The 13,492-nt window shown below is 57.3% G+C and carries 12 protein-coding genes; 9 read left to right on the plus strand and 3 right to left on the minus strand.

Going from position 1 to position 13,492, the window contains the following annotated elements; translation table 11 throughout:
• Positions 1 to 7 precede the first annotated feature (7 nt).
• Positions 8 to 523 (minus strand): zinc uptake transcriptional repressor Zur, encoded by a 516-nt coding sequence (gene zur, locus C3406_RS24300; RefSeq protein WP_039031935.1) that lies wholly within the window; start codon positions 521 to 523, stop codon positions 8 to 10.
• 112 nt (positions 524 to 635) lie between these two features.
• Here zur and C3406_RS24305 point away from each other — a divergent pair, with 112 nt between their 5' ends.
• The 4 genes from C3406_RS24305 to pspG all read left to right on the plus strand — a co-directional run bounded on the left by C3406_RS24305 (position 636) and on the right by pspG (position 4,059).
• A complete protein-coding gene (locus C3406_RS24305) occupies positions 636 to 1,124 on the plus strand; it encodes a cupin domain-containing protein (protein WP_103825395.1) in 489 nt (162 codons plus the stop codon).
• Between the two features lie 164 nt (positions 1,125 to 1,288).
• Positions 1,289 to 2,599 carry a conjugal transfer protein TraF gene (locus C3406_RS24310; protein ID WP_103825396.1) on the plus strand — a complete coding sequence of 437 codons (1,311 nt, stop codon included), beginning with the start codon at positions 1,289 to 1,291 and terminating at the stop codon, positions 2,597 to 2,599.
• Positions 2,600 to 2,679: 80 nt separating this feature from the next.
• Positions 2,680 to 3,675 carry a tRNA dihydrouridine(20/20a) synthase DusA gene (gene dusA / locus C3406_RS24315; protein WP_103177849.1) on the plus strand — a complete coding sequence of 332 codons (996 nt, stop codon included), beginning with the start codon at positions 2,680 to 2,682 and terminating at the stop codon, positions 3,673 to 3,675.
• 141 nt (positions 3,676 to 3,816) lie between these two features.
• On the plus strand, positions 3,817 to 4,059 hold the full coding sequence (gene pspG, locus C3406_RS24320; protein WP_039031939.1) for an envelope stress response protein PspG: 243 nt from the start codon (positions 3,817 to 3,819) through the stop codon (positions 4,057 to 4,059).
• 186 nt (positions 4,060 to 4,245) lie between these two features.
• Here pspG and C3406_RS24325 read toward each other — a convergent pair whose 3' ends face one another.
• On the minus strand, positions 4,246 to 5,229 hold the full coding sequence (locus C3406_RS24325; RefSeq protein ID WP_103825397.1) for a quinone oxidoreductase: 984 nt from the start codon (positions 5,227 to 5,229) through the stop codon (positions 4,246 to 4,248).
• A gap of 71 nt (positions 5,230 to 5,300) precedes the next feature.
• Between C3406_RS24325 and dnaB the strand changes: the two genes are divergently transcribed.
• The 5 genes from dnaB (at position 5,301) to C3406_RS24350 (ending at position 10,540) form a co-directional block, all read left to right on the plus strand.
• Complete coding sequence (gene dnaB, locus C3406_RS24330) at positions 5,301 to 6,713, plus strand: replicative DNA helicase (RefSeq protein ID WP_103177851.1); 1,413 nt, start codon at positions 5,301 to 5,303, stop codon at positions 6,711 to 6,713.
• A gap of 31 nt (positions 6,714 to 6,744) precedes the next feature.
• Entirely contained in the window at positions 6,745 to 7,827 is a 1,083-nt protein-coding gene (alr, locus tag C3406_RS24335) for an alanine racemase (RefSeq protein WP_103825398.1), read from the plus strand.
• A 574-nt stretch (positions 7,828 to 8,401) separates the two neighbouring features.
• Positions 8,402 to 9,595, plus strand: a complete 1,194-nt coding sequence (gene tyrB, locus C3406_RS24340; protein WP_103825399.1) for an aromatic amino acid transaminase — start codon at positions 8,402 to 8,404, stop codon at positions 9,593 to 9,595.
• 172 nt (positions 9,596 to 9,767) lie between these two features.
• The gene (locus C3406_RS24345) at positions 9,768 to 10,184 is read left to right on the plus strand and encodes a secondary thiamine-phosphate synthase enzyme YjbQ (RefSeq protein WP_103825400.1); all 417 of its coding nucleotides are present in this window, start codon (positions 9,768 to 9,770) and stop codon (positions 10,182 to 10,184) included.
• 2 nt (positions 10,185 to 10,186) lie between these two features.
• Positions 10,187 to 10,540 (plus strand): MmcQ/YjbR family DNA-binding protein, encoded by a 354-nt coding sequence (locus C3406_RS24350; RefSeq protein WP_103825401.1) that lies wholly within the window; start codon positions 10,187 to 10,189, stop codon positions 10,538 to 10,540.
• Here C3406_RS24350 and uvrA read toward each other — a convergent pair whose 3' ends face one another.
• On the minus strand, positions 10,541 to 13,366 hold the full coding sequence (gene uvrA, locus C3406_RS24355; RefSeq protein ID WP_103825402.1) for an excinuclease ABC subunit UvrA: 2,826 nt from the start codon (positions 13,364 to 13,366) through the stop codon (positions 10,541 to 10,543).
• Positions 13,367 to 13,492 lie beyond the last annotated feature (126 nt).

Genomic DNA, 13,492 nt, shown 5'->3' on the forward strand with positions numbered 1-13,492 from the left:
TTTGTGCTCAGCGCGGCTTCTTTTTCAGCTGGATAGAGTGGTCATGCTGGCAATTTTCCTGATGGCGGCAGGCCTCGACTTCCACGCAGTTGCGGCACAGGCCGTGCGCTTCAATCACATTGTGACGCAGGGCAAATCCCATTTTCGCCGCCAGAGTATGCATGATGTCTTCTACCCCTTCCGCGCCTTCTTCCTTCACGCTGCCGCAGCGATCGCAGATAAACATCGCTGAGGTATGGGTAGGCTGATCGAACAGGTGGCACAGCACATAGCTGTTGGTCGATTCCACTTTATGCACAAAACCCTGCTCAAGCAGAAAATCGAGCGCCCGGTATACGGTAGGGGGCTTCGCCTGCGGCTCGCTTTCGCGCAGCAGATCGAGCAGGTCGTAAGCGCTGATGGCCCCATTTTGCAGGCTCAGCAGGCGCAACACTTCAAGGCGCTGCGGAGTCAGGCGCACATTGCGTTGCGCACAGAGCTTTTCGGCTTGCGCTAACAGTGCCTGCATTGTGGTCGTTTCCATTTTGCACCTCGAATAACGTGGAATAACAAACCGCCAGTTTACCATGTTCTGGCCTAAACGCCGAGATCCTGCAGGTGTGCTACCCTGACGAAAAACCACGGGGGAGCAAAAGATGAAAAGACCGGACTGTATTCGACACTGGCGTGAGGTAGAAGGCGCCGACGACTCTACCTATCCCGACAGCACAGAGCGTTTCTCCATTAGCGCGCCCCTGGCTCGAGCGCTTGGCTTAGGCCGCCTCGGTATTCACCATGAACGCCTGCCGCCTGGGCGTCGTACCTCTTATCCACATGCCGAAAGCGATGAAGAGGAATTTATCTATGTGCTGGAGGGTTATCCCGAAGCCTGGATCAACGGGTATTTATGGAAGCTGGAGCCGGGAGACAGCGTAGGATTTCCGGCCGGGACGGGTGTCTGCCACACCTTTATTAATAACACCACTGAAGAAGTGCGGTTATTAGTGGTGGGCGAAGCCAATAAAAAATATAACCGAATTTATTATCCGCTAAATGCAGTATATGCCGCCACCCGTGAAGATCGCTGGATCGATCATCCGCCACAATTTTTTGGTCCGCATGATGGAAAACCCGGGCGAAAATAAATTCTTGTTCTATACCTATTTAAAGACATAAGGAAATCAATAGCTTATCTAATACTAAAGTTTAAGACATATTTAGCTTCTAATACTTTTTTCACGGAGGACGTATTTCCCTGCGCGGCGTATAGCCGCCGGGGTTAATTTACCCAAAATAAGTCAGGTGTCCTGTGAAAATAAAACTCAAACTTTCTGTGGCTGGAATTGCCACCGGTATTCTTTTGTCTCATCAGGCTGGAGCCGCAAATACCTGGACGGAAGCACGCGGCGATGCAATGGGCGGAACAGGCGTTGCATCGGCCCATTATGGCAGCGGGGTATTAATTAACCCGGCGCTGTTGGCAAAATCAAAAGAGGAGGATGATGTCGCCATCATTTTCCCTTCCGTGGGAGCGCAAATTAGCGATAAAGACAATTTGCAGGATAAGATCGATGAAATCAGCGATGAGATCACCGACGATCGGCAGATGATCGACGATCTGACCGTGGCGCAGATCGCCGCCGATCCGCAAGGCACGCTCAGTGAGCTGCAGAGAGCCGCCGGCAACCTTGCCGATCAGCTGGAATTTCTTGATGGCAAAACGGCGCATGCCAACGCCGGCGGTGGGATAGCCGTGAGCATCCCGGGTTCCGGCTTGTCGCTGGCGTTTGTCGCCAAAGCTAATGCTCATGCCCGCATCAGCTCAGAAATCGATCCTCAGGACATCGATTTTTTACGCCGATTGCAGGGTAGCCCGGGAATGACCAACCAGATGGCGCTGAGCGCGGCGCGCAACGGCAGCGACGTGATTACCCGCAATCTTAACTCTGTTGCCATGGGCAGAGGGGCTATCGTCTCCGACTATGGCTTGGCGATTGCCCGTCAGTTTACGGTAAGCGACCTGCCGGTTTCGGTGGGCGTCACGCCGAAATTACAGCAAACCTGGCTCTATAACTACACCACCTCCATTTATACCTACGACAGCGGCGACTTTAACAGCAGCCGCTACCGTAACGACGATACCAGTTTTAACGTTGATGTCGGCGTCGCGGTGGACTTTGGTGAGAACTGGTCGGTGGGCCTGAGCGGGCAAAACCTCTTCTCACGTGATATTGATACCAACGACATCCGCATTCTCAACGGGCGTACCGGGCAAGTGGTGAGCTATCAGGACACATACCAGATCCGCCCGCTGGTCACGGCAGGTGTGGCCTGGCATACCGGCCTGCTTACCCTCAGCGCCGATGGCGATCTGACCGAAACCCGCGGCTTTAAGAGCGAAGAAGACGCGCAGTATGTCGGCGTGGGGGCAGAAGTGACCCCCCTGAGCTGGCTGGCGGTGCGCGCAGGCTTTCGCGGTGACGTGAGGGGCAACGACAGCAATGTCTTCACGGGCGGGTTAGGCTTTGCGCCGTTTAATACCGTGCATATCGATTTGACCGGTATTTACGGGGAAGATGAAACCTGGGGGGCCGGGGCCCAGTTGAGCCTGACCTTCTGAAGGCATCCGGAGGCGCTCGGCCTCCGGCGAATATGTGCTATAGTAGCGCCCCATTTTCACCAGATGCTTAAAACTTCGCCATGTCGTCAGAAAACTCGTCCCGTTATCCTGCCCACCGTTTTTCCATCGCGCCGATGCTCGACTGGACAGACAGACATTGCCGCTACTTCCTGCGTCTGCTGTCGCGCCACACCCTGCTCTATACCGAGATGGTGACCACCGGGGCGATCATTCACGGCAAGGGTGACTATCTCGCCTACAGCGAAGAGGAGCATCCGGTGGCGTTGCAGCTGGGCGGCAGCGATCCGGCGGCGCTGGCGCACTGCGCCAAGCTGGCTGAGGCGCGTGGCTACGACGAGATTAACCTCAACGTCGGCTGTCCTTCCGATCGCGTGCAGAACGGCATGTTTGGCGCCTGCCTGATGGGTAATGCGCAGCTGGTGGCCGACTGCGTGAAAGCGATGCGCGACGTGGTCTCCATTCCGGTGACGGTAAAAACCCGCATCGGCATCGACGATCAGGATAGCTACGAATTTCTCTGTGATTTTATTGGCACGGTGGCTGGCAAGGGCGAGTGCGAGATGTTTATCATCCATGCCCGCAAAGCCTGGCTCTCTGGCCTGAGCCCGAAAGAGAACCGTGAGATCCCGCCGCTGGATTACCCGCGCGTGTATCAGCTGAAGCGCGATTTCCCGCAGCTGACCATGTCCATTAACGGCGGCATTAAGTCCCTTGAAGAGGCGAAAGGGCATCTGCAGCATATGGACGGCGTTATGGTGGGCCGTGAGGCGTACCAGAACCCGGGCGTGCTGGCGGCCGTAGATCGCGAAATCTTTGGTGTGGACGTTGCCGATCGTGACCCGGTGGCGGTGGTGCGGGCGATGTACCCTTACATTGAGCGCGAGCTGAGCAACGGCACCTATCTGGGCCACATCACCCGTCATATGCTGGGGCTGTTCCAGGGTATCCCGGGGGCGCGCCAGTGGCGTCGTTACCTGAGTGAAAACGCCCATAAAGCGGGTGCCGATATCGAGGTGCTGGAGCAGGCGCTGCGTCTGGTGGCAGACAAACGATAATTTTCACCAAAACTTCGTCAAATTCACCACGCCCGGCACCGCATTGCCGGGCGTTTTGTTTCAATATCAATAGGTTATTTTTGGCACGGATCTTGTAAATATCACATCAGCGTATCGTTGTGATGCATTTGGGAGAGAGCCATGCTGGAACTACTTTTTGTGATTGGATTTTTTGTCATGCTGTTGGCAACCGGCGTCTCGTTGCTGGGGATCATCGCCGCACTGGTGGTTGCGACAGTCGTGATGTTTATCGGGGGACTGTTTGCCCTGATGTTGAAACTGTTGCCGTGGTTGCTGTTAGCCGTGGCGGTGGTGTGGGCAATACGGGCGATTAAATCGCCAAAACTCCCACGCTATCAGCGCAATAACCGTTTTCGTTACTAAGGTATTGAGCGGTTCGTCACATCCTTGCAACTTTTACGGCATCATCACTTAGAACAGAATAGGATTTAGTTATCGAATCTGTCACTATGACCGCCGTTAAAGAATTCATCGCGCTGTACCCTACATACAGCCGAACTAAAAAAAGCAAAGAAAGAAAGGGCTTCCCACGGGAAGCCCAATTTTTTATCAAGGAATAAGCAAACTCGACCCCTGCGTCGCCCGGCTCTCCAGCACTTCATGCGCGCGTTGCGCATCACTCAGCGGATACTTCTGCGCCTCGGCTACATCCACCTTAATCACGCCGCTGGCAATCAACGAGAACAGCTCGTTGCTGGCCTCGACCAGTTCGTCATGGTTGGTGATATAGCCCTGCAGCGAAGGACGGGTGGCAAACAGCGACCCTTTCTGGTTAAGAATGCCGAGGTTAACGCCGGTCACCGGGCCGGAAGCATTGCCGAAGCTAACCATCAAACCGCGACGTTGCAGGCAGTCCAGCGAGGCTTCCCAGGTATCTTTCCCCACCGAGTCATACACTACACGCACCTTTTTGCCGCCGGTGATCTCTTTCACCCGCTCAACAATGCTCTCTTCACGGTAGTTAATCACCTGCCAGGCACCCGCCTGCAGCGCGCGCTGCGCCTTTTGCGCATTACCCACCGTGCCGATGAGTTTAGCCCCCAGCGCTTTTGCCCACTGGCAGGCGATCAGGCCCACACCGCCGGCGGCAGCGTGGAACAGAAACTGTTCGTCAGGTTTGATTTCGTAGGTTTTGCGCAACAGGTAGAAGACCGTCAGCCCCTTCAGGAAGGAGGCAGCTGCCTGCTCATAGGAGATGGCGCCGGGCAGAATCGCTGCTTTATCTGCCGGGACGTTGTGGACCGAGCTGTAGGCCCCGAGAGCCGATTGCGCATACACCACGCGATCGCCCTCTTTAATATGTTTTACCGCACTACCGACTTTCACCACCACGCCCGCCGCCTCGGTACCCAGACCGCTCGGCAGAGCAGGGGGCGGATAGAGCCCGCTGCGGATGTAGGTGTCGATGTAGTTAATACCAATGGCTTTGTTTTCGACCTGGACTTCGTTCTCCCCAGGCGCGGTGGGAGTGAACTCTACCGCCCTGAGAACGTCCGGGCCGCCGTGTTTATGAAATTCAATACGCGTTGCCATGCTCCCTCCATTAGAATTAGAAAATATGGTAATCTTTCGACCCACTCTCTATCTCGGTAACTCCATTCACTATGGCAGGAAACAAACCCTTCAACAAACAGACTGAACCCCGGGAACGCGATCCCCAGTTAGCCGGATTAAAGGTTCCGCCTCACTCGATCGAAGCGGAACAGTCGGTGTTGGGCGGTTTAATGCTGGATAACGAACGCTGGGACGACGTCGCCGAACGCGTGGTCACTGACGATTTCTACACCCGACCGCACCGCCATATCTTTACCGAAATGGCGCGGTTGCAGGAGTCCGGCAGCCCTATCGACCTGATCACGCTCGCGGAATCGCTGGAGCGTCAGGGGCAGCTGGAGTCGGTAGGCGGCTTCGCTTATCTGGCTGAACTGTCGAAAAACACCCCAAGTGCGGCGAACATCAGCGCCTATGCTGACATCGTGCGTGAACGTGCGGTGGTACGCGACATGATTTCCGTTGCCAATGAAATCGCCGAAGCCGGTTTCGATCCGCAGGGGCGTAACAGCGATGAACTGCTCGACCTGGCCGAATCCCGGGTATTTAAAATCGCCGAAAGTCGGGCCAATAAAGACGAAGGGCCGAAGAACATCGCCGACGTGCTGGACGCCACCGTCTCGCGTATTGAGCAGCTGTTCCAGCAGCCGCACGACGGGGTTACGGGCGTTAACACGGGCTATGACGATCTGAATAAAAAGACCGCCGGTTTGCAGCCGTCGGATCTGATTATCGTCGCCGCCCGTCCGTCGATGGGTAAGACGACATTTGCGATGAACCTCGTCGAAAACGCGGCGATGTTGCAGGATAAACCGGTTTTAATCTTCAGTCTGGAGATGCCCTCCGAGCAGATCATGATGCGTTCTCTGGCCTCGCTGTCCCGCGTGGACCAGACCCGTATTCGTACCGGGCAGCTGGACGATGAGGACTGGGCGCGGATCTCCGGCACCATGGGCATCCTGCTGGAAAAACGTAATATCTATATTGATGACTCTTCCGGTCTGACGCCAACGGAAGTGCGCTCCCGCGCGCGCCGTATCGCCCGCGAGCACGGCGGCATTGGTCTGATCATGATCGACTACCTCCAGCTGATGCGCGTCCCGTCGCTCTCTGATAACCGAACGCTTGAGATCGCCGAAATCTCCCGCTCGCTGAAAGCACTGGCGAAAGAATTACAGGTACCGGTTGTGGCCCTGTCGCAGCTTAACCGCTCCCTGGAACAACGTGCCGACAAACGTCCGGTTAACTCCGACCTGCGTGAATCCGGCTCTATCGAGCAGGATGCCGACTTAATCATGTTCATCTATCGTGACGAGGTTTATCACGAGAACAGCGACCTGAAAGGGATCGCGGAAATTATTATCGGTAAGCAACGTAACGGCCCCATCGGTACGGTGCGACTTACCTTTAACGGCCAGTGGTCGCGTTTCGACAACTATGCTGGCCCGCAATACGATGACGAATAACTCTCCGACCTTCTTTTAACAAGGATTTGCAATGCAAGCGGCAACAGTAGTCATTAACCGCCGCGCTCTGCGACACAACCTGCAACGCCTGCGTGAACTGGCGCCCGCCAGCAAGCTCGTTGCAGTCGTGAAAGCGAACGCTTACGGACACGGTCTCATTGAGACCGCGCGAACGCTCCCTGATGCCGACGCCTTTGGCGTCGCCCGTCTCGAAGAAGCCCTGCGCCTGCGCGAAGGGGGGATCACCCAGCCGATTCTGCTGCTCGAAGGCTTCTTTAACGCCGCCGATCTCCCGACTATCGCCACGCAACGGCTGCATACCGCCGTACACAATCTGGAGCAGCTCGAAGCACTGGAAAATACGGTGCTCAGCGAGCCCGTCACCGTGTGGATGAAGCTCGACACTGGCATGCACCGTCTGGGCGTGCGCCCGGAGCAGGCGGAGGCGTTTTACCAGCGCTTAAGCCAGTGCAGGAATGTACGTCAGCCAGTCAATATCGTCAGCCATTTTGCCCGTGCCGATGAGCCTGACTGTGGTGCCACCGAGCAGCAGCTCGATATCTTTAACACCTTCTGCGAAGGCAAGCCGGGGATGCGTTCGATTGCGGCCTCCGGCGGTATTTTGCTCTGGCCGCAGTCCCATTTTGACTGGGCGCGTCCAGGGATCATCCTGTACGGCGTCTCGCCGCTGGAGGGTAAGCCCTGGGGACCGGACCTCGGTTTTCAGCCGGTGATGTCGCTGACTTCCAGCCTGATTGCGGTGCGCGAGCACAAAGCCGGTGAACCGGTCGGCTACGGCGGGACCTGGATCAGCGAGCGCGACACCCGTTTAGGCGTGGTGGCGATGGGCTACGGCGACGGCTATCCGCGCGCGGCGCCATCCGGGACGCCAGTGCTGGTGAATGGCCGGGAAGTGACCATTGTTGGCCGCGTGGCGATGGATATGATCTGCGTCGACCTTGGGCCAGAGGCCGAGGAGAAAGCGGGCGATCCGGTGACGCTGTGGGGCGAAGGTTTGCCCGTGGAGCGAATCGCGGAAATCACAAAAGTAAGTGCTTACGAACTTATCACGCGGCTGACGTCGCGCCTGGCGATGCGGTATCTTGATTTATAATAACTTTCCCTCCCCCTGGAGGGATGAGATATCCGCACGGCCGTTTCCCTCTCAGAAAGGGCTGGGGTAAGGGGGAACATACGACTGAAGTGGTTGTTCCGTTCACCTTACGTTCGCTGCTTCTCTGTAAACCACGTCACCCGTGAACGTGCTAAGGGGGCTCGCCGCCGCCCCCTTAGCAATCCCGGCTCCCGGCAAAGAAAATCGCCGCTTCGCGGTGCCCTCAGCTTATTCCTTCAGGCTTTCGGGTCGGGCACCAGCCTGCATCCCTGCAGGCTATGCCCTCTCGGCGCGTCCCTGCGCCTCGCCCCGGCCTTCCGGAAACGCTTCGGCGATTTTCAGCCGGACCAGGGTGTCGCTGTAAGTTGTTTATCTCCTTAGGATTCCGGCATGGCTTTAAGGGCAATAAAATTACTGGCGATTCCCGGACCCTGCAGGACCAGGGTGAGGAGAAACAGGCCGCGCCGTAGGTTCTGTCGCCCACACCCCATCTTCATTAACATCCTCTCGATCTTCTGCCACTTCCGGTTTATTGTTGAATTCCCTGCCTCATTATTATCCGGAGAACCATCGCGTGTTCCAGAAAGTCGACGCCTATGCTGGCGACCCCATCCTCTCCTTAATGGAGCGTTTCAAAGACGATCCGCGTGGCGATAAAGTTAACCTCAGTATCGGTCTTTACTACAACGAAGCGGGCATCATCCCGCAGCTGCAGGCCGTTGCCAAAGCCGAAGCGCGTCTCAATGCCACGCCACACGGCGCATCGCTCTATCTGCCGATGGAAGGGCTTAACAGCTACCGTCACACCATCGCCCCGCTGCTGTTTGGCGCAGACCATCCGGTGCTGACGGAGAAGCGTGTCGCTACCATCCAGACGCTGGGCGGCTCCGGCGCGCTGAAGGTCGGCGCCGACTTCCTGCACAAATATTTCCCGGAATCGGGTGTCTGGGTGAGCGACCCGACCTGGGAAAACCACGTCGCCATCTTTGAAGGCGCGGGTTTTACGGTGAATACCTATCCGTGGTTCGACGACCAGACCAACGGCGTACGCGTTGGCGCCTTGCTGGAAAAACTGAGCACCCTGCCGGAACGCAGCATCGTGCTGCTGCATCCGTGCTGCCATAACCCGACCGGTGCCGATCTGACGAATGCGCAGTGGGATGCAGTTATCGAGGTGCTGAAGGCCCGCAATCTGATCCCGTTCCTCGACATCGCCTACCAGGGCTTTGGCGCCGGGATGGAAGAGGATGCCTACGCCATCCGTGCCATTGCCAGCGCAGGCCTGCCGGCGCTGGTCAGCAACTCCTTCTCTAAAATCTTCTCGCTGTATGGCGAGCGTGTCGGCGGCCTGTCGGTGGTCTGCGAAGATCAGGACGCCGCCGGGCGCGTGCTGGGCCAGCTGAAGGCGACCGTACGCCGTATCTACTCCAGCCCGCCAAACTTCGGTGCGCAGGTGGTGGCAACCGTGCTGGGTGATGACGAACTCAAAGCCGAGTGGCTGGCAGAAGTGGAAGCGATGCGCACCCGCATTCTCGCCATGCGCCAGACGCTGGTGGATGTCCTGAAGGATGCCGTTCCGGGGCACAACTTCGACTACCTGCTACAGCAGCGCGGCATGTTCAGCTATACCGGCTTCAGCGCACAGCAGGTAGACCGCCTGCGCGACGAGTTCGGCGTCTATCTGATTGCCAGCGGACGCATGTGCGTTGCAGGTCTGAATAGCGGCAACGTTCAGCGCGTGGCGAAGGCCTTCGCTGCTGTAATGTAAGCACTTACTCACGGCCTTCTTCTTTTGGCGAAGGGGGCCGTAAAGAGATAATCCCTCACTGGCTCCTGGCGCAGACAGGAACACTTTTTAAGCAGATTTACCCGCTGCGGGTTTTACCTTTCGTCGTATTGCTGCACACTTAGAGGGATCAACCTGTAAAACGGAGCAGCACATGTGGTATCAGCAAACCCTGACCCTGCGCGCCAGGTCTCGCGGTTTTCACCTGGTGACAGACGAGGTCATCGGTCAGATTCGCGATCTTCCCCGCATCAACGTGGGTTTACTTCATCTGTTGCTGCAACACACGTCAGCCTCTCTCACTCTTAATGAAAACTGCGATCCCAGCGTCCGTTCCGATATGGAGCAGCATTTTCTCAAATCCATTCCCGACAGTGCCCGCTGGGAACATGATGACGAGGGGCCAGACGACATGCCTTCCCATATTAAATCCTCCACGCTAGGCGTCTCTTTGCTGCTGCCGGTCAATCACGGCCGCGTACAGCTGGGCACCTGGCAGGGGATCTGGCTGGGAGAACATCGTATCCACGGCGGTTCGCGCAAAATCATCGCCACGCTACAAGGGGAATAAAGATGACAATTTCGGAGATACTTCAGTACTGCATGAATAAGCCGGGTGCGGAGCAAAGTGTGCACAGCGACTGGAAGGCAACCCAAATCAAAGTCGCCGACGTGCTGTTTGCGATGGTGAAAGATGTGGAGGGGCGTCCGGCGGCCTCGTTAAAAACCAGCCCTGAACTGGCGGAACTGTTGCGCCAGCAGCACAACGACGTGCGTCCCAGCAAGCACCTGAATAAAGCGCACTGGAGCACGGTCTATCTGGACGGGTCGATTCCGGATTCGCAGATTTATTATCTGGTGGATGCCTCTTACAAGCAGGCGGTGGAACTGCTGCCGGAGATGACCCGGCAGCAGCTGTCAGTGTAACTACTTCAGAAGCGGTTTAAGGAAGCGGGCGGTGTGCGAGGCTTCGCACTCCGCGACGGTTTCCGGGGTGCCGGAAACCAGTATTTCACCGCCGCCGCTGCCGCCTTCCGGACCGAGATCGACAATCCAGTCCGCGGTTTTAATCACGTCCAGGTTGTGCTCAATCACCACGATGGTGTTGCCCTGATCTCTGAGCTGGTGCAGCACGTCGAGAAGCTGCTGGATATCGGCAAAGTGCAGACCAGTGGTCGGCTCATCCAGAATGTACAGCGTTTGTCCGGTGCCGCGTTTGGAGAGCTCACGCGCCAGCTTCACGCGCTGCGCCTCCCCGCCCGAGAGGGTAGTTGCCGACTGGCCCAGACGAATGTAGGTCAGACCGACATCCATCAGGGTCTGGAGCTTACGCGCCAGCGCCGGAACGGCATCAAAGAACTCGCGCGCCTCTTCGATGGTCATATCCAGCACTTCGTGGATGGTCTTGCCTTTGTATTTGATCTCCAGCGTTTCGCGGTTATAGCGTTTGCCTTTGCACTGGTCGCACGGCACGTAGATATCCGGCAGGAAGTGCATCTCAACCTTGATCACACCATCGCCCTGACAGGCTTCGCAGCGCCCGCCGCGCACGTTAAAGCTGAAGCGGCCCGGCGTGTAGCCGCGCGAACGCGATTCCGGCACGCCGGCAAAGAGTTCACGTACCGGCGTGAAGACACCGGTATAGGTCGCCGGGTTAGAGCGCGGGGTACGACCAATTGGGCTCTGGTCGATATCGATCACCTTGTCGAAGTGCTCTAGACCGTGGATCTCGCGATACGGCGCCGGTTCAGCCAACGTCGCCCCGTTCAACTGGGTCTGGGCAATCGGGAACAGCGTGTCGTTAATCAGCGTCGATTTACCGGAACCCGACACCCCGGTAATACAGGTGAACAGGCCGACCGGCAGGGTGAGCGTCACGTCTTTCAGGTTGTTGCCGCGAGCGCCGGTGAGCTTCAGTACTTTTTCCGGGTTGGCAGGCACGCGCTGTTTTGGCACCTCAATCTTGCGTTGACCGCTCATGTACTGGCCGGTCAGGGACTCCGGCACCGCCATGATGGCGTCCAGCGGACCTTCCGCCACTACCTGGCCGCCGTGAACACCCGCACCCGGCCCGATGTCGATCACGTGGTCGGCGGCACGGATGGCATCTTCATCGTGCTCGACCACAATCACCGTGTTGCCGAGGTTACGCAGGTGGATCAGGGTCCCAAGCAGACGTTCGTTGTCACGCTGATGCAGGCCGATAGACGGCTCATCCAGCACGTACATGACGCCCACTAAGCCCGCACCAATCTGGCTCGCCAGACGGATACGCTGGGCCTCGCCGCCGGAAAGCGTCTCTGCGGAGCGGGAAAGCGTCAGGTAGTTCAGGCCAACGTTCACCAGGAATTTCAGACGATCGCCAATCTCTTTCAGCACTTTTTCGGCGATTTTCGCCCGCTGGCCGGAGAGCTTCAGGTTGGTGAAGAAGTCCATCGCATGACCGATGCTCATGTCTGAGATAGCTGGCAGCGGCGTGTTTTCCACATATACGTGGCGCGCTTCACGACGCAGACGGGTACCGTCACAGGTGGCGCAGGAGCGGTTGCTGATGAACTTCGCCAGCTCTTCACGCACGGCGCTGGATTCGGTCTCTTTGTAGCGGCGCTCCATATTGTGCAGCACGCCTTCAAACGGATGGCGACGCACCGAGGTATCGCCGCGATCGTTCATGTATTTGAACTCGATGTTCTCTTTGCCGGAACCGAACAGGATCACTTTGTGCACGGTTGGGCTCAGGCTGCCCCACGGCGCTTCAACGTCAAATTTATAGTGCTCTGCCAGCGACTTCAGCATCTGGAAATAGTAGAAGTTACGCTTATCCCAGCCGCGGATGGCGCCGCCAGCCAGCGACAGTTCGGGATTCTGGATCACCCGATCGGGATCGAAGTACTGCTGTACGCCCAGGCCATCACAGGTCGGGCAGGCGCCCGCCGGGTTGTTGAACGAGAACAGACGCGGTTCCAGCTCGCGCATGCTGTAGCCGCACACCGGGCAGGCGAAGTTGGCGGAGAAGAGCAGCTCCTCCGCTTTCGGGTCGTCCATATCGGCAACCACCGCCGTACCGCCGGAGAGATCCAGCGCGGTCTCGAACGACTCCGCTAGGCGCTGGGTCATGTCGTCACGCACCTTAAAGCGGTCGATCACCACCTCAATGGTGTGTTTCTTTTGCAGCTCCAGCTTCGGTGGATCGGAGAGATCGCACACTTCCCCGTCGATACGGGCGCGGATATAGCCCTGGCTTGCCAGGTTCTCCAGCGTTTTGGTGTGCTCGCCCTTACGCTCTTTAATGATCGGCGCCAGCAGCATCAGGCGTCTGCCTTCCGGCTGCGCCAGCACGTTGTCCACCATCTGGCTGACGGTCTGGGCCGCCAGCGGGACATCGTGGTCCGGGCAGCGCGGCTCGCCTACGCGGGCATAGAGCAGACGCAGGTAGTCATGGATTTCGGTGATGGTCCCGACGGTGGAGCGCGGGTTGTGAGAGGTCGACTTCTGCTCAATGGAGATGGCAGGCGACAACCCTTCGATATGGTCGACGTCCGGTTTTTCCATCAGCGACAGGAACTGACGCGCATAAGCAGAGAGCGACTCAACGTAACGACGCTGTCCTTCGGCATAGAGGGTGTCGAAAGCCAGAGAGGATTTGCCTGAGCCTGAAAGCCCGGTGACGACAATCAGCTTGTCGCGAGGGATGACGAGGTTGATATTCTTGAGATTGTGGGTGCGGGCGCCCCGAACTTCGATCTTATCCATTCACCTTTCCCGGTAGGTAGATACACGGAATGCCTGGTTTGTTTGAAGGACAACCGGCATAAACGATTAATTATGACACAAATTGACCTGTCTGGATATACAGTATTGAGATGCAAATTCAGATTC

It is taken from the genome of Leclercia sp. LSNIH8, assembly GCF_002920195.1.
Taxonomy (GTDB): Bacteria; Pseudomonadota; Gammaproteobacteria; order Enterobacterales; family Enterobacteriaceae; genus Enterobacter.

Bases quoted from the DNA above. Each gene is read 5' to 3' on its own strand.
- zur (WP_039031935.1), bottom strand. From the start codon at position 523: ATGGAAACGACCACAATGCAGGCACTGTTAGCGCAAGCCGAAAAGCTC.
- C3406_RS24305 (WP_103825395.1), top strand. From the start codon at position 636: ATGAAAAGACCGGACTGTATTCGACACTGGCGTGAGGTAGAAGGCGCC.
- dusA (WP_103177849.1), top strand. From the start codon at position 2,680: ATGTCGTCAGAAAACTCGTCCCGTTATCCTGCCCACCGTTTTTCCATC.
- pspG (WP_039031939.1), top strand. From the start codon at position 3,817: ATGCTGGAACTACTTTTTGTGATTGGATTTTTTGTCATGCTGTTGGCA.
- C3406_RS24325 (WP_103825397.1), bottom strand. From the start codon at position 5,229: ATGGCAACGCGTATTGAATTTCATAAACACGGCGGCCCGGACGTTCTC.
- dnaB (WP_103177851.1), top strand. From the start codon at position 5,301: ATGGCAGGAAACAAACCCTTCAACAAACAGACTGAACCCCGGGAACGC.
- alr (WP_103825398.1), top strand. From the start codon at position 6,745: ATGCAAGCGGCAACAGTAGTCATTAACCGCCGCGCTCTGCGACACAAC.
- C3406_RS24345 (WP_103825400.1), top strand. From the start codon at position 9,768: ATGTGGTATCAGCAAACCCTGACCCTGCGCGCCAGGTCTCGCGGTTTT.
- C3406_RS24350 (WP_103825401.1), top strand. From the start codon at position 10,187: ATGACAATTTCGGAGATACTTCAGTACTGCATGAATAAGCCGGGTGCG.
- uvrA (WP_103825402.1), bottom strand. From the start codon at position 13,366: ATGGATAAGATCGAAGTTCGGGGCGCCCGCACCCACAATCTCAAGAAT.